Origin of the sequence: Streptomyces sp. NPDC048057, assembly GCF_040653095.1 — a bacterium.
GTDB lineage: Bacteria > Actinomycetota > Actinomycetes > Streptomycetales > Streptomycetaceae > Streptomyces.
This window is the reverse complement of the sequence record NZ_JBEZNF010000023.1, coordinates 121,592-143,431: the sequence shown is the minus strand read 5'-3', so window position 1 is coordinate 143,431 and position 21,840 is coordinate 121,592. Positions and strand designations below refer to the sequence as shown.

The window sequence follows — 21,840 nt, the reverse complement described above, 5'->3', positions numbered from 1 at the left end:
CCGTGGGCGTACGGGCGCTGGCATGAGCCAGCGCCGTCGCCCGGCGCATCGCTAGCCGTCCTGTGCTTGTTGCTCGGGTGCTTGAGGTTCCCGATCTTCCCGGTGCTCCTTGGGCTTCTCAGCCTTCTCGGGTGTCGGTGCCGCTTCGCTGGCCGGGGGCGGGGTCTGGGCGGGCAGGGGTGCCGGTGCCGGTTCGCTCGTGGCCCGCTTGAACATCCGCGTGGCCGTGATCTCGCCGTGGACCTGCTCGCCCGCCGGGTCCTGCTGGGGCAGCCCCGGCCGCAGGTGCTCCTCCACGCTGATGTACTTCAGCCCCGCGCGTAGATCGGCGTCATTGCGCAGCCGGATCACCAGGGGGAACTCCGCCAGGGCGGTGGTGTCGAAGAGTCCCGTCGTGTAGAGGAGCTGGACGCCCAGCGCATCGGAGACGGCACGCTGGAGTTCCAGCAGATAGGTGGCGTTGGCCCGGCCGATCGGGTTGTCGAGGAAGAGCGTGCCGGCGTGCCGGTGGCGGTCCCGGCCGCGGTCGTTGCTGCGCAGGGCCGCCATCGTGCAGTACAGCGCGATGGCCGCGGTCAGGAGCTGGCCGCCGGAGAAGACGTCGCCCATCTGACCGACCGGGACGCGTTCGGCGCGCAGCACCGCGTCCGGCTTCAGGATCTCCACGGCGATGCCCTTGGGTTGCAGCGCCGCCTGGACGCCGCGCAGCAGCAGGGACATGCCGTCCCTGCGGCCCTCGCCGTACGCCGCGGTGGCGTTCTTGCGCACGGCCGCGCGGGTGGCCTCGTCGATGACCTCCCCGAGGCGCTCCGCCAGCGTGGCCTGGTCGGGCTCCTCGAAGCGGATCCGGAGGAACTCCTGCCCGGACCACTCCCCCAGCCCCTCCGGCAGCCGGGACAGGCGCTGCGCCGAGCGCAGGGTGGCCAGCGCCGATTCCACCAGTCCGCGGAGCCGGTCGACGATGGTGTCGCGGTTGCGCTCCAGCTGCTGGAGTTCGTCGGTCAGCACCCGCAGTCGAGGGGCGAAGGCTTCCGCCCAGGCCGCCGCGTGCTCGGGCAGGGCGGCGGCCGGCAGCTCGCGGATCTGCTGGCGCGCGGGGGTGCGCACCTGCTCGTACCGGGTGGAGTTGGCGTGCCGTACGAGGACGTCGGAGGCTTCCCGTACGGCGGACTCGGCCGCCGACAGGTCCGTGGCGCAGCCGCGCAGGGAGCGCCGGGCCTCGGCGGTGGACTGCCGGGCGTCGGCGAGGTCCCCGGCGTACGGCTCGGGGTCCTGGGCCGGCTCGTCGTCCTGCTGGTCGCGCAGCAGGTCGCGGAGTTGGGCGGCGGTCTCGTCGAAGCCGCCGGCGGCGTCCTCGGCGGCGCGGTGGGCCTGGAGCAGTCCGCCGTGCACCTCTCGGGCGGTCTCCAGGGCGTCAGTGCGGGCGGCCAGTTCGCCGGTGGCGGTCCGCAGCAGGCTCTGGGCGTGCTCGGCGTCGGCGGGGAGCAGTTCGTCCGGGAGGTCCGTGTGCGCCTCGCCGTCGGAGGGGGCCAGCCGTTCCGCTTCGCCCCGGAGCCTGCCCAGCTTCTCGCTGGCCTCGGAGGCCCGGAACTCCAGGGTCTGGACGAGGGATTCGGCCCGGGCGACGGCGGCCTGCCGGGAGGGCCCGTCGGCGCCTTCGGTGCTCTCCAGGAGCTGTGCCGCGCGGGTGCGGACCTTGTTGGTGAGCCGGTCCAGTTCGGCCAGGGCCGCGCTCTCGTCGCCCTCGGCACGGGCCTGTTCGGCCCGCAGGTCCGCGCCGACGCCGACCTTCTCGTACAGCTGGGAGGCCGCGCGGTACGCCTCGCGCAGTGCGGGCAGCGCGGTGCGCCCCTGCGGCGTCGATGCTTCCTGGGCCGGGGCGTCCTCGTCGGGGAGGTGCTCCGGGGCGCCGGCGATCTCGGCCCGCTCGGCACGCAGGGCACGCGCGGTGCGGTGGGCGTCGTCGGCGGTGCGCTGGGCGACCCGTCGGTCCTCGTCCGCGGCCTTCGCCCGCTCCAGGCAGCTCGCGGCCCGCTCCTCCGACTCCGCCGCCTCGTCGGCCAGTTCCCGCAGCTTGACCTGCCAGCCGGCGCGCTCCCGGAGCCGGAAGGCCAGCCCCGCGAGGGCGTCCGCGGCACGGCGGGCGCGCTGGGCCTGCTCCTGGCGCTCTTCGCGTACGGCCGCGGCCTCGGCCGCCGCCTCATCGGCTTCGGTGCGCACCACGCGCGCCTCGGCCAGCTCGGCCGCCGCGGCCTCGGCGGCCTCACGGGCCGCGGCGGAGCCCTGGGCCAGTTCGGCGAGCATGCCGGGCGGGCAGTCGGCGCGCCACGAGCCGAGGCGCGCGGCGAGTGCGCGGTCCCCGGCGAGCCGGGCCGCGAGCGCCCTGATCTCCTCGTCCCTGGCGGTGGCGCGGGCGCGCAGCGCCTGGCGCTCCTCGTCGGCGGCGTGCTCGTCGTGCATGGCCGGGTTCGGCGGGACGAGGAACACCCCGGCGTCGTCGGCGCCCTGTGCGGGCACCGGCGCGAGCAGGGCGGCGGCGGTGCCGACGGCGACGGCGGACCGGGGCAGCAGCGCGGCGCCGGCGAGGACCTCGCGGGCGCGGACGTGGGACGCGGGGTCGGTGATCACCACGCCGTCGACCAGTTCGGGGCGGGCGGCGAGCACGGCTGCGTGGTCGGCGGGGTCGACGGCCTGGGCCAGGTAGCGCCAGCCGGGCAGGGCGGGGACGCCGTGCTCGGCCAGGAACTCGACGGTCGCCAGGACGTCGGGGCCCGGGGGCAGCAGCCCGCCGTCGCCGAGCGCGCCGAGGATCCGGGCGTCGTCGGCCGCGGCCGTCCGCAGGTCGAACAGCTGGCGCTCGGCCGCGGTGACGTACTGCTCCAGCAGCCCGCGCAGTTCGTCGGCGTAACGGTCCAGTTCTTCGGCGGCGAGAGGGCCTTCGCCCGTGCGCAGCGGTGCGCCGGAGCGGACTTCGTCACCCTGCGGGTCGTCGGCGTCGGCGGGGCGGGGTGCTGCGATGGCGGGCGCCGTGGGCAGGCTCAGCAGTTCGGCCAGGCGGGTGTCCTCGGCGATGGAGGCGGCGGCCCGGTGCTCCGCACCGTGGGCGTTCTCGGCCGCGCTCGCCGCGTCGGCCGCGCGGGCGGCGGCCAGTTCGGCGCGGGACTCCGCAGCGGCGGCCTCCTTCGCCCGCTCGGCGGTGACGCGCGCGGCTTCCCGGGCGGTGTCCCAGGCGGCGACGGCGGTCTTCTCGGCGTCGCTGGCGGCGAGCGCGGCCCGCGCCGGGTCGGCGTCGGGGGCGGTGTCGTCGAGCCAGCCGGCGCGTACCGCTTCGGCGGTCTCCTGCTCGACCTCGGCCAGCCGTTGGCGCAGGTGGCCGATCTCGCTGCGGGCGCGCTGGGCTTCGGTGGCCGCGGCGGTGGCGTCGCGGTGGGACGCTTCCCCGGTCTCCTGGAGCGCGGCGGAGCGCTCTTCCTGTTCGTTGGCGAGCCGTTCGCAGTCTTCGGCGGCGGCGTGCAGGGCGCGGACGAGGTCGGCGGCGGCGAGGGCCCGGGCGGCGAGGGCGGGGGCGGCGTCCCGCTCGGCCTCGCGGATGGCGGCGGCCACCCGCGCGGACCGGTCGCCGGCGGCCCGGTGCCGCAGCACGGCCTCCGCGGCCTGCCACGCCGAGTGGAGCGTACGGGCGTCGATCAGCTCGCGGCGCTGGGCGGCGGCGCGCTTCTCGGCGACGGCGAGGGCGAGGGAGGCGTTGCGGTAGGCGAGTTCGGCGGCGACCAGGGAGCTGCGGGCCCGGGTCTGCTCGGCTTCGGTGACGGTGTGGGCGGCGGCGGTGACCTGCTGGGCGAGGTCGGCGGCTCGGGCGCGTTCCTCGCCGGCCCGGGCGGAGAGCCGACGGGTCAGGCTGCGGGTGCGGCGTTCGGCGGCGGCGTGGATGTCCCGGGCCCGGGCGCGGGTGTCGGCGGCCTCCACGATCCGGTGCAGCAGGTCGACCGAGCCGGCGGTGAAGTCGCGTTCGGCGGTGAGTTCGGCGCGGCGGCCGAGTTTGTTGCCGAAGCCGCTGACGAGGTCGGCGAGGCCGTCGGTGTCCCGGGTGTCGGTGACGGCCCGCAGCAGCAGGTCGGTGAAGTCGGAGTCCTTCTTCACCGCGAAGAGGCCGGCCGCTTCGCCCTCGTCGGCGTTCATCTCCCGCTGGTAGCGGAAGAGTTCGGGGTCGAGGCCGAGGTCGCCGAGGTGTTCGTTCCAGCGGTCGTGGATCTCTTCCCAGTGGACGTCCAGGTGGGTGTACGCCTTGCCGGCGTCGGTGAGCGCGTCCCGGAAGCCCTTCATCGTGCGGCGCCGGCCCCGGGCGCCGGAGGCCCCTTCGACCGGGGGACGCACGGCGGTGGACTCGGCGACCGGGAGGGAGTCCAGGCTGAGCCCGGGGCCGGGCCGGAAGGAGTACCACGCCTCGGCGAACTTGCGCGGATCGTTGGAGACCTGGCGGCCCCGCCACTCGCTGACCTTGCCCACGACGACCAGTTCGCCGGTGAGGGTGTGCTGCCATTCGAGGGCGACGTGTCCGCAGTCGTCGGCGAGCAGGAACTTGCGCAGCACTCCGGAGCTGGCGCCGCCGAGGGTGTTGCGGTGGCCGGGCAGCATCACCGAGAAGATCAGCTTGAGCAGTACGGACTTGCCGCCGCCGTTCTCCAGGAAGAGCACTCCGGCCGGGGCCGGGCGGCGCGGCGGGCCGACGGGCTCGTCCTGGAAGAACTCCGCCTGGGTGGGGGCGGGGTGGGGCACCGGCTCGCCGACTCCGCGCAGGTCCAGGACGGTGTCGGCGTAGCGCGCACCGGCGGGCCCGATGGAGTAGAGGCGAACGCGGGACAGCTCGTACATGGCGGCGGACTCTCAGATGTCGACTGGTCGGGGTGCGCGGGCGCAGCGGCGACCGCGCGCGGTGGGCAGTGGTCGGGCGGGCTTACGTGTGGAAGGGCAGGCCCGCGTCGGCGGCCAGCTCCAGGTCGTCCCCGTCGGGGGGCGGGACCAGGGTGGCGCTGCCGTCGCTGACGGGCACGACGCCCAGCTCCAGCAGTTCGGCCATGGCGGCGCTGCCGGCCATGTCGCGGACCTGGAGCTGGTAGCGCGCGGTGGTGCGGTAGGCGCCGCCGGCGTCGTCGCCGGTGCGCTGGAGGAAGCCGGAGTCCGCGAGGAAGGCGACGGCCTTGCCGACGATGCCGGTGGTGGAGCCGGCCAGTCGGCGGGCGTCCTTGGTGGCGCCGGTGGCGCTGCGGCGGGCGTAGACGCGCCACGCGGCCTCCAGGCCGGGGGCGTCGGTGGCCGGGTCGGTGTTGTCGCCGCGCTCGTCGGCGCGCTCTTCGAGTCGGCGGCACGCCTGGCGGACGTAGCCGTCGACGCCGAGGACCGTGAGGCGGCCGATGTAGGCGTCGTCGGCGAGGTCCTCGGGGCGGGGGAAGGCCATGGCGGCGACCGCGAGGTGGGCCAGTCCGTGGAGGAAGCGGTCGGTGGAGTCGGCGGAGGTGCGTCGGGCGTATTCGCCCATGCGGACGGCGAAGACGGATTCCTCGTCCGCGCTGATGGCCATGCCGGCGCGCGGGGACACCTCCAGGACGACGAGTCCGAGGCCGGTGGCGACCGCGTCGGCGAGCCGGGCGAAGGGGGCGTCGTCCCGGTAGCGGCGCAGCAGTTCGGCGTACTCCGCGTCGCGGGCGGGCAGCAGCTTGGGCTGGAGTCCGAAGGAGACCAGGCGGGCGGCGTCGGCCGCGTCGGCGGGGGTGACCTGGGCGGCCGGGGTGCCGGCCGCCTCCGCGGGCGCGTCCGCCGCTGGGTCGCGCCAGGGGGCGCGCTCGGCGTGCGGTTCGGTCGCTGTCACTGGACGTGCTCCTCGTACGGGCGTGGGGGTCGGGGGCGTGGCGGGCTGGTGGCCGGTCGGCGGCGGGTCATGCCGCTTCCGTGCGGTCGGCGGCCATGCCGACGGCGTCGAGCAGGGCGGTCCCCACGATCAGGTCGGCGCCGCCGAACTCGGGGTCGTCGAGTTCGGTGCCGTCGTCCACGGCGAACAGGAGGCGTTCCTCGCCCTGGCGGTAGGCGGTGCCGACCGGGGGGCTCGCCGCGTGCACCGCGAGCAGTGCGACCAGGTACGGCAGGTCTGGGTCGCGGCGGCGGGCGTCGGCGAGGAGGCCGGAGAGCCGGCGCGGCGCGTCGTGCTCCAGGTCCAGGAACTCCATGGCCTGGGCGAGTTGTTCCTCGCTGAAGCGGCTGTCGTCGGGGGTGGCGATCAGGTCGGGCTCGGGCATTTCGGCGCCGAGGTGGTCCCGCTCGACGGGGGGCGTCAGCAACAGGTCGACCAGGTCCGCGAGGCGTACGGACGAGGGGGTGCGCAGGCCGGTGCCGCGGGCGAAGAAGGCGTCGGTGACGCGGACCGCGGACTCGACCGGGAGCGGCAGGAGGGGGGCGACGAGCTGGCCGTGGAGGTCGAGTCCGGTGCGGGTGGTGGGGCGGGCGAACGCCTGCCGGTCCTGTTCCGCGCGGAAGAGGGGGCCGGCTTCGAGGAGTCGGGACTGGAGCTGGGTGTGCCGGCGGATGCAGTCCTTGACGATGTCGACGAGTTCGGCGGCGCGGCGCTTGTGCTCGGGGTCCTCGGCCTCGTCGCGCGCCTTGCGGATGTTCGTCAGGATCGCGTTCTCGTGGCGGTAGCGGTCGGCGACGTGGTCGAGGGCTTCGGCGATCAGGTCCGGAACGGCGTTCAGCCAGTCGACCGCGCGGACGTTGCGGCGGGTGGCCTCCAGGGTGCGGCGCAGGGTCTCGGCGTACTGCACGGTGCGGTAGCGGGCCTGTTCGGCGGCGAGCTGGGCGTCGGCGAGCCGGCCGCGGCTGATCAGGACCTCCAGCTTCACCTCGGCGGCGATCTGCGCGCTGGTCACGTCGGTGTCGAGGGCGCCGACGAGGACGTTGACCGCCTCGTCGGTGGTGCGGAGGTAGACGCTGCCGCCGTAGCCGGGGACCTCTTCGATCAGCTTGAAGTCGTAGTCGCGGCGGGTGTAGACGCCGTCGGTGCCGAAGGTGCCGTACACGGCGCGGAAGCCTCGGTCCACGCTGCCGACGTTGATCAGGTTCTCCAGGACCCAGCGGGCGACGCGCTCGTGCTCGGCGGCGGGGCGTCGGGGGGCCTGGGCGGCGATCCTGGGCAGCAGTCTGGCGACGATCTGTTCGTGGTCGGCGCCGGTGTCGAAGTCCATGTTGAGCGTGACGAGGTCGATGGCCGCGAGGGCGACCTCCGCCATCGCGTAGACCGTGTACTCACCGGCGAGGTTCGCCTTGCGGGCGTCGAGGTCGTGCAGCGGCGCGGTGCAGGCGAGCGCGCGCAGCCGCCGCGCGAGCCCCTCGTCGGCGGCCGGGCCCTGCGCGGGCCGCGGCCCCGCGCTGAGCTGGGGCGGAACGGGGTCCGTCGAGGCAGGCGAAGTCACGGTGCACAGATTAGGTCCTCGCACTGACACTGGTCGAAACGGCGCAGATGCCGCCCGTCACGACGGAACCGACCCGGGCGTGCGGCGGGTCGGTTCCGCCAGGGGGCGGCGGCGCGGGGGTGTCAGTGCGTGTCGGTGCCGTGGACCCGGTGGGCGTACGTCTCGACCATCTGTGCCCGGGAGTCCTCCAGGTACTGCACGAGCAGCCGTTCGGCCGTGGTGGCGTCGCCGGCGCGCAGGGCGTCGAGGATGGCGCGGTTGCGCACGAGGTAGGGCTGGTGGAGGCCGCGCGGATCGTCGACGACGTGGAACGCCAGGCGCAGCTCGGCCAGGACGCCCCGCATGAGTTCGTCGGTGCGGGCGCTGCCGGCGAGGGCGACCAGCTCGCGGTGGAAGTGGATGTTCGCCGTGGACACGCCCGTCCAGTCGGCGTCGCGCTCGTGCTGTTCACCGGCGCTGACGGCGGCTTCGAGCGCCGTGACGTCGTACGGCGGGGCGCCGAGGCCGTGGACGACGGCGCACTCCACGAGCTGGCGGGTGCGGTAGATGTCGGTGACGTCCTGGACGGCGAGCATCCGGACGAAGACGCCCCGATTGAGCTGGTGGACGAGCAGCCGTTCGTGGGTCAGCAGGCGGAAGGACTCGCGCAGGGTGTTGCGCGACACTCCGAGCGCCTGGCCGATGGCCTCCTCGGACAGGCGTTCACCGGGGCGGAAGTAGCCCTCGGCGATGCGGGTGCGCAGGATGTCCGCGACGCGTTCGGCCGTGCTCGTGCGGCCGAGCAGCGCGCGGTCGTGCTCCAGCTCGCCGAGGCCGCCGGATCCGGCAGGTCCGCTCGCCCCGCTCACAGCGCTCGATCCGCTCGATGCACCCGATCCGCTCGAAGCGCCGGGCCCGTCGGCTCCGCTGGACCCGCCCGTCTTGCCCGTACCGGTCTCCGTCGCCCTCACGACACCTCTCTCTCCCGCCGGGGGCCGCCTCAATCCGGCCCGCACCGGCGCACGGGAGCCATCGTAGAAGGAAACAACGAGCCAACGCGCCCCTTGTCGGATCGTTCAACGATCCTCTAGCTTGATGACATCGCACAGTCACCCTCCCCGCTCGACACTGCGAGGTGCAGATGAGCACGACTCGGGTACAGCCCACGAAGGGTCAGCTCCCGGACGACACGGGAGCCTTCGCTTGGCTGAGGGCACTGGGACCGCGCGGGCGCCGGGCGTTCGGCGGAGCATTCGGGGGCTACGCCCTCGATTCGTACGACTACTTCACGCTGCCGCTGAGCATGGTGGCCATCTCCGCCTACTTCAGCCTGGACAACGGCCAGACCGGTCTGCTGACCACGGTCACCCTGGTGGTGTCCGCGATCGGCGGTGCGCTCGCGGGGATACTCGCCGACCGCATCGGCCGGGTGAAGGCCCTGATGGCCACGGTCATCACCTACGCGGTGTTCACCGTCGCCTGCGGCTTCGCACCCAACTACGAAACGCTGCTGGTCTTCCGGGCCCTCCAGGGCCTCGGGTTCGGCGGCGAGTGGGCGGTCGGCGCGATCCTGGTCGCGGAGTACGCGTCGGCGAAGCACCGGGGTCGGACGCTCGGCGCGGTGCAGAGCGCCTGGGCCGCCGGCTGGGGCCTCGCGGTGATCGTGTACACGCTGGTGTTCGAGTTCCTGGACCCGGACACCGCCTGGCGGGTGATGTTCTGGACGGGCGCGCTGCCCGCGCTCCTCGTCATCTACGTGCGGCGGCACGTGAGCGACGCCCCCGAGGCGACCGCCCGGCGGCAGGCGAGCACGACACGGGGCTCGTTCACCACGATCTTCAAGAAGGACCTGCTGCGGGTCACCCTCTTCGCCACCCTGCTGTCCACCGGCGTCCAGGGCGGGTACTACACCCTGGCGACCTGGGTGCCGACGTATCTGAAGACCGAGCGCGGTCTGACCGTGGTCGGCACCGGCGGGTATCTGGCCCTGCTGATCTCCGGGGCGTTCCTCGGCTATCTGACCGGCGGCTATCTCACCGACCGAATAGGCCGGAAGAACAACATCGCGTTGTTCGCCGTGCTGTCGGCCCTTGGCATCCTGTGCTACTCCAAGCTCCCCGAGGGGGAGAACGGGCTGCTGCTGCTCCTCGGCTTCCCGCTCGGGTTCTGCATGTCGGCCATCTTCAGCGGGTTCGGTTCGTTCCTCAGCGAGCTCTACCCGACGGCCGTGCGCGGCACGGGCCAGGGGTTCACGTACAACAGCGGCCGGGCCGTGGGAGCGTTCCTGCCGACCTGGGTGGGCTACATGTCCGACAGTTGGGGCGTGGGCGGGGCGCTGCTGCTCGGTGCCGTCGGTTACGGGCTCGCCGTGGTGGCGCTGCTCGGTCTGCCGGAGACCCAGGGCAGGGAGTTGCCGTGACCTCGGGGGAAAGAGAAAGGAAGGGCTGCACATGACGTGGGCGTCCATCGACCTCAACGCCGATCTGGGCGAGGGCTTCGGTCAGTGGCGGCTGACGGACGACGAGCAGTTGTTGTCCGTGGTCACCAGCGCGAACGTCGCCTGTGGGTACCACGCCGGGGACGCGGTCACCATGCGCCGGGTCTGTCAGCTGGCGGCCGAGCGCTCGGTGCGCATCGGGGCCCATGTGGCCTACCGCGACCTGGCCGGGTTCGGACGACGGGCCATGGACGTGCCACCGGACGAGCTGACGGCCGAAGTGGCCTATCAGATAGGCGCTTTGGAGGTGTTCGCCCGGTCCGCCGGCTCCCGCGTCGCGTACGTCAAGCCGCATGGCGCCCTGTACAACCGGGTGGTGCGGGACGAGGAGCAGGCGGCGGCCGTGGTGGACGGCGTGCTGCTGACGGGAGAGCGGCTGCCGCTGCTGGGGCTGCCCGGGTCCGCGCTGCACGTGGCGGCGGAGAAGGCCGGACTGCCGGTGATCACCGAAGGGTTCGCGGACCGCGCCTACACCGCGGAGGGCACCCTGGTGCCCCGCGACCAGGAAGGGGCGGTGATCACCGACGCGCCGACCGTGATCGACCGGTCCGTCAGCATGGCCCGCTTCGGCGCGGTCACCGCGCACTGCGGGCGGTCCGTGTCGGTGCGCCCCCGCTCCCTGTGCGTCCACGGGGACACCCCGGGCGCGGTGACGTTGGCGCGCCAGGTGCGCCGGGGACTGGAAGGCGCGGGCGTACGGGTCGGTGCGTTCGCATGAGGGCCCTGCCGATGGGTGATCGGGCGCTGCTCGTCGAGCTCGCGGACGGGCAGGAAGCGGGGGCACTGCACGCCGAGTTGGTGCGGCGGCGCACGGCGGGGGAGCTTCCGTCGGTGACGGAGATCGTGCCCGCCGCCAGGACGGTGCTGCTGGACGGCTTGGCGGACCCGGCCGGTTTCTCCGCCGAGCTGGCGGGGTGGCGCGTGCCGCCGTTGCGGTCCCGGACGGCGGACGTCGTCGAGCTGCCGGTCCGCTACGACGGAGCCGACCTGGCAGAGGTGGCCGCGCTGTGGGGAGTGTCGGCCGCGGAGGCGGTGGCGATCCACTCGGCGGTCGAGTTCCGGGTCGCCTTCTGCGGGTTCACCCCGGGCTTCAGCTATCTCACCGGCCTCCCCGCACGGTACGAGGTGCCACGCCGGGCCACCCCGCGCACCTCGGTCCCGGCCGGCTCCCTCGGCCTCGCCGGCCCGTACACCGGGGTGTATCCCCGCTCGTCGCCCGGTGGCTGGCAGCTCATCGGCAGTACGGACCGCGCGCTGTGGGATCCGCACCGGGAGCCGGCCGCCCTGTTGTCCCCTGGAGCACGGGTGCGGTTCGTACCGGATGGCACATGACGGATCGCGCCATCGCCGTCGTACGCGCCGGAGCGCTGACGACCGTGCAGGACCTGGGCCGATTCGGACACGCCCATCTCGGGGTGGGGCGGTCCGGGGCGCTCGACGAGCCGGCGGCCCGGCTGGTGAACCGCCTGGTGGGCAATGTCGAGGGGGCCGCGGTGTTGGAGACCACGGTCAACGGTTGTGCGGTGCGGCCCCGTCGGGCGGTGACCGTCGCCGTGGGCGGCGCCCCCTGCCCGGTCACCGTCGACGGGCGCCCGGTGGCGTGGGGGGCGCCAGTACGAGTGCCCGCGGGCGCACTGGTGGACCTGGGCCCGGCGACGTACGGGGTGCGGAGCTATCTGGCGCTCGCCGGCGGCGTCGCCGTCGAACCGGTCCTCGGCAGCCGGGCCACGGATCTGCTGTCGGGGCTGGGCCCCGGGCTGCTCACGGACGGGGTCGTGCTGCCGCTGGGGGCTCCGGGCGGTGCGCCGGGCCGGGTCGACGGCGTGGTGCCGTGGTCGAGCCCGCCGGCCGAGTTGGTGCTGCGCATCCGCTTCGGACCCCGCGCGGACTGGTTCACGACGGCGGCGCTGGCGACCCTCGTCGCCGGCGGCCACCGGGTCTCGGTGGCGAGCAACCGCATCGGGATGCGCCTTTCGGGACCGGCGCTCCAGCGGGCGCAGGAGGGGGAACTGCCCAGTGAAGGCATGGTGCTGGGAGCGGTCCAAGTGCCGCCGGACGGCTGTCCGGTGGTCTTCCTGGCCGACCATCCGACGACGGGCGGCTATCCGGTGGTCGCGGTCGTCGACCGACGCGATCTGCCCGGTGCGGCCCAGGCCGTGCCCGGGACCCCGGTGCGGTTCGTCCCGGTGTGATGCGCCCGGGTGCGACAGGGGCTCCGGAGCCCGGGGGGGGCGGCTTAGTGCTCCGGTGGTCCGTATCCCCCGCCGCCCGGGGTCTTCATCACCAGCACGTCACCCGGAGCGACGTCCACGGAGTCGACGCCGAGGAGCCGGGTGACGCTGCCGTCGGCGCGCTCCACCGTGTTCTCACCGAGCGCTCCGGGGCCGCCGCCCGCCATGCCGTAGGGCGCGACGCGCCGGTGCCCGGTGAGCAGGGCCACGGTCATCGGCTCCAGGAAGCGGATGCGGCGGACGACGCCGCAGCCGCCGTGCCACCGGCCGGTGCCGCCGCTGCCGGTGCGCACGGTGAAGGAGTCGACGCGCACCGGGTAGCGCCACTCCAGGACCTCCGGGTCGGTGAGCCGCGAGTTGGTCATGTGGGTCTGCACGGCGTCCGCGCCGTCGAAGCCGTCGCCCGCGCCGGAGCCGCTGGCCACCGTCTCGTAGTACTGGACTCGGTCGTTGCCGAAGGTCAGGTTGTTCATGGTGCCCGATCCCTCGGCCTGGACGCCGAGGGCGGCGTACAGCGCTCCCGTGACGGCCTGGGACGTCTCCACGTTGCCCGCGACGGTCGCCGCGGGGTGGACGGGCGCGAGCATCGATCCGGCGGGGACGCGGATTTCCAGGGGCTCCAAGCAGCCGCTGTTCAGGGGGATGTCCTCGCCGACGAGGGTGCGGAAGACGTAGAGCACGGCGGCCATCACCACGGAGGTGGGGGCGTTGGCGTTGCCGGGCAGTTGGGGCGAGGTGCCGGCGAAGTCCAGCACGGCGCTGCGCCGCGCGCGGTCCACGCGCAGCGCGACCTGGATCACCGCGCCGCCGTCCGTCTCGTAGCGGTACGTCCCGTCCGCCAGCCCGGCGACGATGCGGCGCACCGACTCCTCCGCGTTGTCGCGCACGTGCCGCATGTAGGCGTGCACGACGTCCAGGCCGAACTGGTCGACCATGTGATCCAGTTCGGCGATGCCCTTCTCGTTGGCGGCGATCTGGGCGCGGAGGTCGGCGAGGTTCACGTCCGGTGCGCGCGACGGGTAGCGGCCGGCGGTGAGCAGTTCGCGGGTCTCCGCCTCCCGCAGCCGCCCGTCCCGCACCAGCAGCCAGTTGTCGAAGAGGACGCCCTCCTCCTCGATGGTGGTGCTGAAGGCGGGCATCGAGCCGGGGGTGACGCCCCCGATCTCGGCGTGGTGGCCGCGCGAGGCGACCAGGAACGGCAGCCGCGGACCGTCCGCTCCCGTGTCGCCGCCGTCGCCGAACACCGGGGTCACCACGGTCACGTCGGGCAGATGGGTGCCGCCGTGGTACGGATCGTTGATCGCGTACACGTCCCCGGGCCGCAGCCGCTCACGGTTGCGGTGCAGCACCTCCTTGATCGACTCGCCCATGGAGCCGAGGTGCACGGGGATGTGGGGGGCGTTGGCGATCAGGTTGCCCTCCGGGTCGAAGAGGGCGCAGGAGAAGTCGAGCCGCTCCTTGATGTTGACGGAATGGGCGGTGTTCTCCAGTCGGACGCCCATCTGCTCGGCGATGGCCATGAAGAGGTTGTTGAAGACCTCCAGCAGCACCGGGTCCACGTCCGTGCCCACGGCGACGCGTTCGGGCCGGGCCGTGACCCGGGTCAGCAGCAGCTCCCCGCCGGCGCCGGCCTCGGCCCGCCATCCGGGGTCGACGACGGTGGTCGCGTCCGCCTCCGCGACGATGGCCGGCCCGGTCACCGCGTCCCCCGCGCGCAGCTCCGTACGCCGGTGCAGCGGTACGTCCCGCCAGGCGCCGGCGACGTACATCGGCACCAGGTCCCGCGGCCCGGCCCCATGGGGCTCGGCGCCTGTCCCGACGCCGTCTTCGGCCGGGTGGTGGTCCCCCGCCGCGCCGGTCGCCTCCACCGACACCGCCTCGACGACCAGCGGCTTGTCCATGGTGAAGGCGTACTGCGCGCGGTGGGCGGCCTCGAAGGCGTCCCGCATCTCGCCCTCGTCCGCGAGCGGTACGGGCAGGTGGGCGTCCGTGCCGGCGTACCGCAGCAGCACCTTCGCGCGGGTGGTGACCGCCGCGTCGGCAAGGCCGTCGGCCCGCAGTTCGGCGCGGGTGCGGTCGGCGAGGTCGCGGCACAGCTCCCGCACCCGGGCGACGGTCCGGGCGTCCAGCTCTGCCTCCACGGACTGCTCGCGCATGGCGGTGGCGTCGGCGAGCCCGATGCCGTACGCGGAGAGCACCCCGGCCAGCGGCGGGACGATCACCGTGGAGATGCCGAGGGCGTCGGCGACGGCGCAGGCGTGCTGGCCGCCGGCGCCGCCGAAGGAGTTCAGGGCGTAGCGCGTGACGTCGTGGCCGCGCTGCACGGAGATCTTCTTCACCGCGTTCGCCATGTTGAGGACGGCGATCTCCAGGAAGCCGGCGGCCACGTCCTCGGGCGCGGGCTCGGTGGAGGTCTGCTGCCGCACCCGTCCGGCGAGTGCGGCGAAGCGTTCGCGGACGACGGCGGCGTCCAGGGGTTCGTCGCCGTCCGGTCCGAAGACGGCGGGGAAGTGGGCGGGTTGGACGCGGCCGAGCATGACGTTGGCGTCGGTGACGGTCAGCGGTCCGCCGCGGCGGTAGCAGGCGGGGCCGGGCACGGCGCCCGCCGAGTCGGGGCCCACGCGGTAGCGGCGGCCGTCGAAGTGGAGCACCGAGCCGCCGCCCGCGGCGACGGTGTGGATGCGCATCATGGGCGCGCGCATCCGGACGCCCGCGACCTGGGTGCCCAGTTCGCGTTCGAACTCCCCCGCGTAGTGCGACACGTCGGTGGAGGTGCCGCCCATGTCGAAGCCGATGACCCGTTCGTGGCCGGCGCGGCCGGCGGTGCGGGCCATCCCGACCACTCCCCCGGCCGGCCCGGACAGCACCGCGTCCTTGCCCCGGAAGTGGGCGGCCTCCCGCAGTCCGCCGTTGGACTGCATGAACTGGAGCCGGATGCCGGGGAGTTCGGCAGCCACCTCGTCCACGTAACGCCGCAGGATCGGCGAGAGGTACGCGTCGACGGCGGTGGTGTCGCCGCGGGGTACGAGTTTGATCAGCGGGCTGACCTCGTGGGAGCAGCTGACCTGGGTGAAGCCGAGGTCACGGGCGGCTTCGGCGACCTGCGTCTCGTGGGCGCGGTGGCGGTAGCCGTGCATCAGGACGACGGCCGCGCTGCGGAAGCCGTCGGCGCGGGCCGAGGCCAGCCGTTCGGTGACGGTCGCCAGGTCCAGGGGGCGTACGACGGCGCCGTGGGCGTCGACGCGCTCGGGGACCTCCACGACCCGGTCGTACACGGCCTGCGGGAGCACGATGGCGCGGTCGAAGATGCGGGGGCGGTTTTGGTAGGCGATCCGCAGGGCGTCGCCGAACCCTTCGGTGATCAGCAGGACCGTCGGCTCGCCGCGCCGCTCCAGCAGGGCGTTGGTGGCGACGGTGGTGCCCATCTTGACGCAGGCGACCCGGTCGGCGGGGACCGGTTCGTCCGGCCGCAGGCCGAGCAGCAGCCGGATGCCGGCGACGGCCGCGTCCCGGTAGCGCTCGGGGTCGTGGGAGAGGAGCTTACGGGTGACGAGGCGTCCGTCGGGACGTTTGCCCACGACGTCGGTGAAGGTGCCGCCGCGGTCGATCCAGAACTCCCAGGGCCCGGTCATCCCCCCATTGTGACAAGGGGGCGCCCGCCGGACACGGTGGCGGAACCGGCCGGGGCGCGGCGGTGCGCACCGGTCGGGGCGCGGCGGGAAGCGGCGGGGGCGTGTTGCGAAAGCAGCTCCGTCCGCCCGCAGGCCAGGAAGGACTTTCGCAACACGCCGCGGGTCCGGGGTCGGACCCGCCCGTCTTCGTGCGGGGTGCGCGGTGCGTCAGATCGCCGGGGTGTCCGGACTGATCCTGCTGCGTACGGCCGTCTGGACCTCGTCCTCCTCGGCCGGGTCGGCGGCGAGGCGGCGCAGGCGTTCGGCGACGCGGATGTCACCGGTCTCGGCGTGGCGGGCGGCCACCTCGCGCGTCGTCTCCTCGCAGTCCCAGAGGCACTCGACGGCGAAGCCCGTCGCGAAGGAGGCGTCGGTGGCGGCCAGGGCGCGCGCGGCGCGCCCCCTGAGCTGGGAGGAGGCGGTCTCCCGGTAGATGTGGCGCAGGACGGGGGCGGCGCAGGCGATGCCCAGGCGGCCGGTCCCGTCGACGAGCGTCCAAAGGAGGGGGGCGTCCGGCCCGTCGGCCCGGACGGTTTCGCGCAGGGCGCCCAGGACCAACTGGGCGTCGCCGGCGGTGCCCCGGCAGGCGAGCACGCAGGCGGCGGACGCGCCGAGCGCGTCGGGGCGGTGGACCCAGCCGCGGGCGCGGTCCACGGCCGCCTCGTCGCACATCCGCTCGAAGGCGGCGATCGCGGCGTCGGCGACGGTTCGGGAGCCGGTGGACGCGGCGAGTTCGACGAGGTCGAGGACCGCGGGGTCCCGGGATTCGGCGAGGTAGTGCAGGGCGGCGCTGCGTGCGCCGTCGCCGCCCTCGCGCGCGGCGGTGACGATCAGGGCGCGGTCCTCCGCGGCGGCGACCGCGGTGAGGCACCGGGCGGCGGGGACGTGCAGCGCGGCGCCGCGCGCGGCGCCCTCGTCGGCCCAGTCGAAGATCGCCTGGACGCTCCAGCCCGGGCGGGGGCCGCTGGGCCGCAGTTGGCGCTGCCAGCGGTCGAAGGACCCGGCTTCCTGGGCGGCCCGCACCCGGGCGCCCACGCCCTCGCGCGGGTCGTCGGCCCACAGCCGCCACGGCCGGGGCTCGAAGGCGTCGCGCACGGTGACGGCAAGGTCGGCGTCGCCCTCCGGGCCGGCGGGGAATCTGGCGAGGATCGGGGTGGCGAGCGAGCGCAGCCCCGCGTCGTCGTCACGCAGCGCGAGCTCGTCGAGGGCCCAGGCCCAGTTGGAGCCGCGGGCCGCGTAGTCGCGCAGCATCTCCAGGGCGTCCCGCCTGCCGTACGAGGCGAGGTGGCCGAGGACGGCGAGCGCGAGCCCGGTGCGCGCCTCGTCGGGGTCGACGAGGTCGTCGGGATCGCACAGATGGCGCTGGATCGCCTCCAGACCGCCGTGCAGGTCCAGGTAGAGGCGTGCGTAGTAGAGGGAGCGGTTCTCGACCTGCCAGTCCTTGCGGGGGTCGTTCAGTACGCAGTGGTTGAGGGCGGCGAGCGCTTCGTCGCGCGGGGCGGCGAGCGCGTGCAGCGTGCCGTCGCCGCGGCCCCTCTGCAGCAGGCCGAGCAGCGTGCCGCTCGGCGCTATGACTGGATCGAACATGGGGAAGGCCTCACATCAAGCTCTCGACGCGACCGGTGGACGGGGATGCCTAGGCCGCGCAGCAGCATGCGGAGCCGTCCGTCGCCACGCGCGCTCGACGCGTCTTCTGCTCGGTGTAGACCATCTCTTCATCGCCTCTCGTCGGTGGGCCCCAGGGGAATTCCCGGTGATGTCCAGGACAGGACCCGTCGTCATGATGACCCACCCATATCGCCACCGCGACCACATTTACGACGTCCTTCGCGGGGCGGCCGGACGGCCTCCGGGCGACGACGGCGGAAACTCTCCGTGACGAAACGGTGGGTGTCCGGCGGCTCACTCGTCGCCGAACAGCCTCAGAAGCTCTGTCTTCCCAAACATCCGCGCGGTATCCACGGCGGAGGGAGTTCCCGCGCGCGGATCGGCGCCGCGGGCCAGCAGGACGCGGACGACCTCGTCCTCCCCCTTGAAGACCGCGCCGGCGAGCGGCGTCTGCCCGCGGTCGTTGGGGCGGTCCGGCTCGGCGCCGCGGGCGAGGAGCGCCTCGACCGCCGCGGAGTGGCCGTGGTAGGCGGCGAGCATCACGAGGGTGTCGCCGCGGTCGTTGGTGAGGTTGGCGGGCACTCCGGCGTCGACGTACGCCGCGAGCGCCTCGGTCTCGCCACGGCGAGCCAGGTCGAAGACCTTGGTCGCGAGTTCGATCACTTCCGGATCGGGGGACTCGCTCATCGGAAGGACCTCCTTTTGCTCCGTTGACCTGGGCGTACGGCGGGAACAGCCGTACGAGCGCATCGATAGGGCGCCAGGTTACTGCCCGCGGTGCGGGCCGTGCCCCGCGACCGCGGCGGACGCATGTCGACGCGCGGACCAACGTGCACCATTTCAGTGAAGTTCATTACTCTTCACCCGTTTGCACCTTTAATCGCATATGTGATTCCTGTGAGGTTGGAAGTACTCATGGTGACTGTCCCCTCACCCAGGAGAACCTCACATGGTCCTGTCGATCTCAGGCGTGGTCCTGCTCGCGATCATCGTCTTCCTCTTCTTCAAGAAGGACGGTCTGAAGGCGTCCCACGCGCTGGTGTGCGCACTCTTCGGATTCTTCCTGGCGGGCACCGCCATCGCCCCCAGCATCACGGCCGGCAGTCAGAGCCTCGCCAGCCTGCTGGGCGGCATCAAGTTCTGACCCCCGACCTGCCCCGCCCGCACCCCGTACCCGCATCCCGTACCGCATCCCAGGAGAACGACGTGGCCCGGCTACCGCTCCCCCGCATCCTGAGCACCGGATCCGCGCAGCTCGCCCGGAGCCGGGAGTTCGCCCGCACGGCCGCGGACGGCGCAACCGACGTCCTCCATCCGCTGATCACGGTCTCCCGCGGGCTGCGGCAGCTCTCGGGCCTGGCCCGGCAGCGGTGGCTCGCCACCCCCAAGGAGAAGCGCGGTCCCCTGCTCTTCTTCGTCGCGGCCGGCGTGCTGGCGGTGGCGTTCGTCCCGTACGGGCCCCTGACCGCCCTGATCGCCCTGATGGGCGCAGCCGCCTGGAAGGGGCGGGTGCGCACCCCCGTGCGGACCGGCCCCGACGAGGCCGAGGCCGGTCGGCTCCAGGCGCTCTACGACGCGCTCGTGCCGTACTTCTCGGACCCGGACGACCCCGCCCCGCTCTTCGCCCACGGCGGGCAGTGGAGCAGCGCCTTCAGCGACCACGCCTTCGACGGCACCGGCCGGCTGACCGCGCTGCGCATCGCCTACCCCGCCTACTTCACCGACGGCGAGGAGGAGTCCCGGACGCGGATCGAGCAGGTGCTGCACGCCAAGTCGGGGCGGGGACGCGAGTACCGCTTCGTCTGGGACGAGGAGGGCAACCACCTGTTGATGACGGTGCTGCCGGCGCTGGCGACCACCATCGCCGCCCAGCGCTTCGTGACCGCGCCCGGCGAGACCGTGCTCGGCTTCACCGACGCCGACGCGGTGCAGCGCACGGTGCCCGTCGCGGACGGCAACGACACCCGGGACGCACCCCCGGTGATCTGGCGCACCGGCCCCCGCTCCACCGAGCCCCATCTGCTGGTCGTGGGCGAGCCCGGCAGCGGGACCACCACCCTGATGCGTTCCATCGCCCTCCAGGCGCTGTCCCACGGCGACGTGCTGATCGTGGAGGGCAGCGGCACCGGGGAGTACGCCTGTCTCGCCGGTCGCAGCGGGGTGCTCGCCGTGGAGTGCGCGCTCACCGGCGCCCTGACGAGCCTGGAGTGGGCGGCCCGGGAGACCGAGCGGCGCCTGATCGCCGCGAACCGCGCCCGCCAGGCCGGACTGCCCGCGCCCGACGACACCAGGCGCCCGCTGTGGATCCTGGTGGACCGCCCGTCCGTCTTCGGGCACCTGGCCGCGGCCGACGGGCACCCCGATCCGCAGGAGCTGCTGGCGGTGCCGCTGCGGCACGGCCGGGCGGTGCACGTCACCGTCGTGGTGGCCGAGCAGTCCGACTGCCTGGACGAGCTGTGCGAGGTGGTGCTGACGCACACCCGCGCCCGGGTCGCGCTGGGGGCGGCCGACTTCGGCCTGGTGGCGGCCGTGCTCGGGGCGGTGCCGCCGACCACGCCCGCGCCGCACGTGCCGCCGGGCCGCGGCTACGCCCGCCTGGGCACCGGCCCCGTGCTCCGCCTCCAGGTGCCGGCGACGCCCGATCCGTACGACGACGCCACCGCCCACGACCAGCGGCAGGCCGTGCTGGAGCTGCTGCCCGAACGGCCCGTCGGCTCCGACCGGCCCGAGGTGCCGAGCGCGCCCGGCGCACCGGAGCAGCAGGACGCGTACGACGCCCGCCCCGTCGAATCGGTGTCGATCCCCGCGGCGATGATCGACGGGCCGGCCCCTGACGCGGACACCGCGCGCCCGGTCCCCGCGGAGGGCTGATCCCCGGCGCCCGCTCCTCACGCCACGAAGGTGCGCGGCGCCTCCGCCCCCGTCGTCGCTCCGCTGCGCACCAGCCGTGCCGCGGCGGCCAGGCGCACCGCCGCCTCGTCCGCGACCGGCCCGCTCACCGTGAACGGCAGCCGGACGAAGCCCTCGAAGGCGCCGTCGACCCCGAAGCGCGGTCCGGACGGCACCCGTACGCCCACGCGTTCGCCCGCCTCCGCGAGTCGGGAGCCGGAGAGCCCGCCCGTGCGCACCCAGAGCGTGAGCCCGCCGCGGGGGACGGTGAACTCCCAGTCGGGCAGCTCCCGGCGCACCGCGCTCACCAGCGCGTCCCGGTTCTCCCTCGCCTGGGCGCGGCGCACCGCGACCGCCTCGTGCCATCCGCCGGTGCGCATCAGCCAGTGGACGCCGAGCTGCTCCAGGACCGGGGTGCCGAGGTCCGCGTAGGCCCGGGCGGCGACCAGCGAGCGGATCACGTCGGGCGCGGCCCGCACCCAGCCGATGCGCATCCCGGCCCAGAACGCCTTGCTGGCGGAGCCGACCGTGACCACCGTGCCGCCCGCGGGGTCGAAGGCGCAGACGGGCCGCGGCATCGCCGAGTCGTCGTCGTCCAGGTGCAGCTCCGCCATGGTCTCGTCGACCACCAGCACGGTCCCCGCCGACCGGGCCGCCTCCACCAGGCCGCGGCGCTGGTCCTCGTCGGCGAGGGCGCCGGTGGGGTTGTGGAAGTCGGCGACGACGTACGCCAGCCGGGGCGCCGCCTGGCGCAGCACCTGCCGCCAGCGCGCCAGGTCCCAGCCGCCGAGTTCGTCCTCCATGGCGACGGGCACCAGCCGGGCGCCGGCCTCCCGCATCAGCTGGAGGATGTTGGCGTACGACGGTGACTCGACGGCGACGCGCTCGCCGCGGCCGGCGAAGAGGTGGCACAGGGCGTCCATGGCGCCCATCGCCCCGGTGGTGACCATGATCTGCTCGGGCATGGTGGGGATGCCCCGCGCCGTGTAGCGGTCGGCCAGCATCTGGCGCAGCACGGGGATGCCCGCGGGGTAGTCGCCGTGGGTGTGCGCGTACGGCGGCAACTCGTCCAGCGCTCCCCGGAAGCTGCGGGTGAGCCAGGGCTCGGGGGCCGGGAGCGCCGCGCAGCCGAGGTCGATCACGGAGCCCAGCGACTCGGGCGGCAGCGGCTCCAGGCCGCGCGCCGGCAGGGGGTTCCCGGCCGGGACGGCGGTCCAGCTCCCGGCGCCCCGACGGGATTCGAGGAAGCCCTCCGCGCGCAGCGCCTCGTACGCCGCGGCGACCGTGGTGCGGCTGACGCTGAGCGCGAGCGCGAGTTCGCGCTCGGCGGGCAGTCGGGCGGCGACCGGGACCCGGCCCTCCAGGACCAGCAGGCGGATCCCGTCGGCCAGCGCCCGGTAGGCGGGGGGCTTGCGCGTGCCGGGGCCGGCCGGGCGGTGCTGTTGGGCGGCGAGCTGTCGGGCGAGCTGAGCCGCACCCACGACAGAAGTCCACTGAGTCACGGA

At 74.3% G+C, this 21,840-nt stretch carries 14 protein-coding genes; 6 read left to right on the top strand and 8 right to left on the bottom strand.

The window, feature by feature from the left end; translation table 11 throughout:
• Window positions 1-51 precede the first annotated feature (51 nt).
• The 4 genes from AB0E05_RS26175 to AB0E05_RS26160 form a co-directional block, all read right to left on the bottom strand.
• On the bottom strand, window positions 52-4,872 hold the full coding sequence (locus AB0E05_RS26175) for a hypothetical protein (RefSeq protein WP_361967667.1): 4,821 nt from the start codon (window positions 4,870-4,872) through the stop codon (window positions 52-54).
• A gap of 82 nt (window positions 4,873-4,954) precedes the next feature.
• Window positions 4,955-5,866 carry a hypothetical protein gene (locus AB0E05_RS26170; RefSeq protein WP_361967665.1) on the bottom strand — a complete coding sequence of 304 codons (912 nt, stop codon included), beginning with the start codon at window positions 5,864-5,866 and terminating at the stop codon, window positions 4,955-4,957.
• A gap of 67 nt (window positions 5,867-5,933) precedes the next feature.
• Entirely contained in the window at window positions 5,934-7,460 is a 1,527-nt protein-coding gene (locus AB0E05_RS26165; RefSeq protein WP_361967663.1) for a hypothetical protein, read from the bottom strand.
• Window positions 7,461-7,582: 122 nt separating this feature from the next.
• Complete coding sequence (locus AB0E05_RS26160) at window positions 7,583-8,308, bottom strand: GntR family transcriptional regulator (protein ID WP_361967661.1); 726 nt, start codon at window positions 8,306-8,308, stop codon at window positions 7,583-7,585.
• Between the two features lie 272 nt (window positions 8,309-8,580).
• On the opposite strand from AB0E05_RS26160, the gene AB0E05_RS26155 reads away from it, so the two are divergent.
• From AB0E05_RS26155 to AB0E05_RS26140, 4 genes are read left to right on the top strand one after another with little or no spacing between them, the layout of a single operon-like run.
• Window positions 8,581-9,858, top strand: coding sequence for an MFS transporter (locus AB0E05_RS26155; RefSeq protein WP_361967659.1), 1,278 nt, complete (start codon window positions 8,581-8,583; stop codon window positions 9,856-9,858).
• Between the two features lie 31 nt (window positions 9,859-9,889).
• Complete coding sequence (locus AB0E05_RS26150) at window positions 9,890-10,654, top strand: 5-oxoprolinase subunit PxpA (protein ID WP_361967657.1); 765 nt, start codon at window positions 9,890-9,892, stop codon at window positions 10,652-10,654.
• The gene (pxpB, locus tag AB0E05_RS26145) at window positions 10,651-11,268 is read left to right on the top strand and encodes a 5-oxoprolinase subunit PxpB (RefSeq protein WP_361967655.1); all 618 of its coding nucleotides are present in this window, start codon (window positions 10,651-10,653) and stop codon (window positions 11,266-11,268) included. The genes AB0E05_RS26150 and pxpB overlap by 4 nt, the downstream gene beginning before the upstream one ends.
• Window positions 11,265-12,128 carry a biotin-dependent carboxyltransferase family protein gene (locus AB0E05_RS26140; RefSeq protein ID WP_361967652.1) on the top strand — a complete coding sequence of 288 codons (864 nt, stop codon included), beginning with the start codon at window positions 11,265-11,267 and terminating at the stop codon, window positions 12,126-12,128. The genes pxpB and AB0E05_RS26140 overlap by 4 nt, the downstream gene beginning before the upstream one ends.
• A 44-nt stretch (window positions 12,129-12,172) precedes the next feature.
• Here the strand turns inward: AB0E05_RS26140 and AB0E05_RS26135 are convergent, their stop codons facing one another.
• The 3 genes from AB0E05_RS26135 to AB0E05_RS26125 form a co-directional block, all read right to left on the bottom strand.
• Window positions 12,173-15,799 carry a hydantoinase B/oxoprolinase family protein gene (locus AB0E05_RS26135; RefSeq protein WP_361967650.1) on the bottom strand — a complete coding sequence of 1,209 codons (3,627 nt, stop codon included), beginning with the start codon at window positions 15,797-15,799 and terminating at the stop codon, window positions 12,173-12,175.
• Window positions 15,800-16,006: 207 nt separating this feature from the next.
• Complete coding sequence (locus AB0E05_RS26130; protein WP_361967648.1) at window positions 16,007-17,425, bottom strand: HEAT repeat domain-containing protein; 1,419 nt, start codon at window positions 17,423-17,425, stop codon at window positions 16,007-16,009.
• Window positions 17,426-17,740: 315 nt separating this feature from the next.
• Window positions 17,741-18,133, bottom strand: coding sequence for an ankyrin repeat domain-containing protein (locus tag AB0E05_RS26125; RefSeq protein ID WP_361967646.1), 393 nt, complete (start codon window positions 18,131-18,133; stop codon window positions 17,741-17,743).
• A gap of 262 nt (window positions 18,134-18,395) precedes the next feature.
• On the opposite strand from AB0E05_RS26125, the gene AB0E05_RS26120 reads away from it, so the two are divergent.
• The gene (locus AB0E05_RS26120; protein ID WP_361967644.1) at window positions 18,396-18,590 is read left to right on the top strand and encodes a hypothetical protein; all 195 of its coding nucleotides are present in this window, start codon (window positions 18,396-18,398) and stop codon (window positions 18,588-18,590) included.
• 62 nt (window positions 18,591-18,652) lie between these two features.
• Window positions 18,653-20,317 carry an ATP-binding protein gene (locus AB0E05_RS26115; protein ID WP_361967642.1) on the top strand — a complete coding sequence of 555 codons (1,665 nt, stop codon included), beginning with the start codon at window positions 18,653-18,655 and terminating at the stop codon, window positions 20,315-20,317.
• Between the two features lie 17 nt (window positions 20,318-20,334).
• Here AB0E05_RS26115 and AB0E05_RS26110 read toward each other — a convergent pair whose 3' ends face one another.
• The gene (locus tag AB0E05_RS26110) at window positions 20,335-21,837 is read right to left on the bottom strand and encodes a PLP-dependent aminotransferase family protein (RefSeq protein WP_361967640.1); all 1,503 of its coding nucleotides are present in this window, start codon (window positions 21,835-21,837) and stop codon (window positions 20,335-20,337) included.
• Window positions 21,838-21,840: the final 3 nt, after the last annotated feature.

Coding starts and splice junctions, on each gene's coding strand:
- AB0E05_RS26175 (WP_361967667.1), bottom strand. CDS start 4,872: ATGTACGAGCTGTCCCGCGTTCGCCTCTACTCCATCGGGCCCGCCGGT.
- AB0E05_RS26155 (WP_361967659.1), top strand. CDS start 8,581: ATGAGCACGACTCGGGTACAGCCCACGAAGGGTCAGCTCCCGGACGAC.
- AB0E05_RS26150 (WP_361967657.1), top strand. CDS start 9,890: ATGACGTGGGCGTCCATCGACCTCAACGCCGATCTGGGCGAGGGCTTC.
- pxpB (WP_361967655.1), top strand. CDS start 10,651: ATGAGGGCCCTGCCGATGGGTGATCGGGCGCTGCTCGTCGAGCTCGCG.
- AB0E05_RS26140 (WP_361967652.1), top strand. CDS start 11,265: ATGACGGATCGCGCCATCGCCGTCGTACGCGCCGGAGCGCTGACGACC.
- AB0E05_RS26135 (WP_361967650.1), bottom strand. CDS start 15,799: ATGACCGGGCCCTGGGAGTTCTGGATCGACCGCGGCGGCACCTTCACC.
- AB0E05_RS26130 (WP_361967648.1), bottom strand. CDS start 17,425: ATGTTCGATCCAGTCATAGCGCCGAGCGGCACGCTGCTCGGCCTGCTG.
- AB0E05_RS26125 (WP_361967646.1), bottom strand. CDS start 18,133: ATGAGCGAGTCCCCCGATCCGGAAGTGATCGAACTCGCGACCAAGGTC.
- AB0E05_RS26120 (WP_361967644.1), top strand. CDS start 18,396: ATGGTCCTGTCGATCTCAGGCGTGGTCCTGCTCGCGATCATCGTCTTC.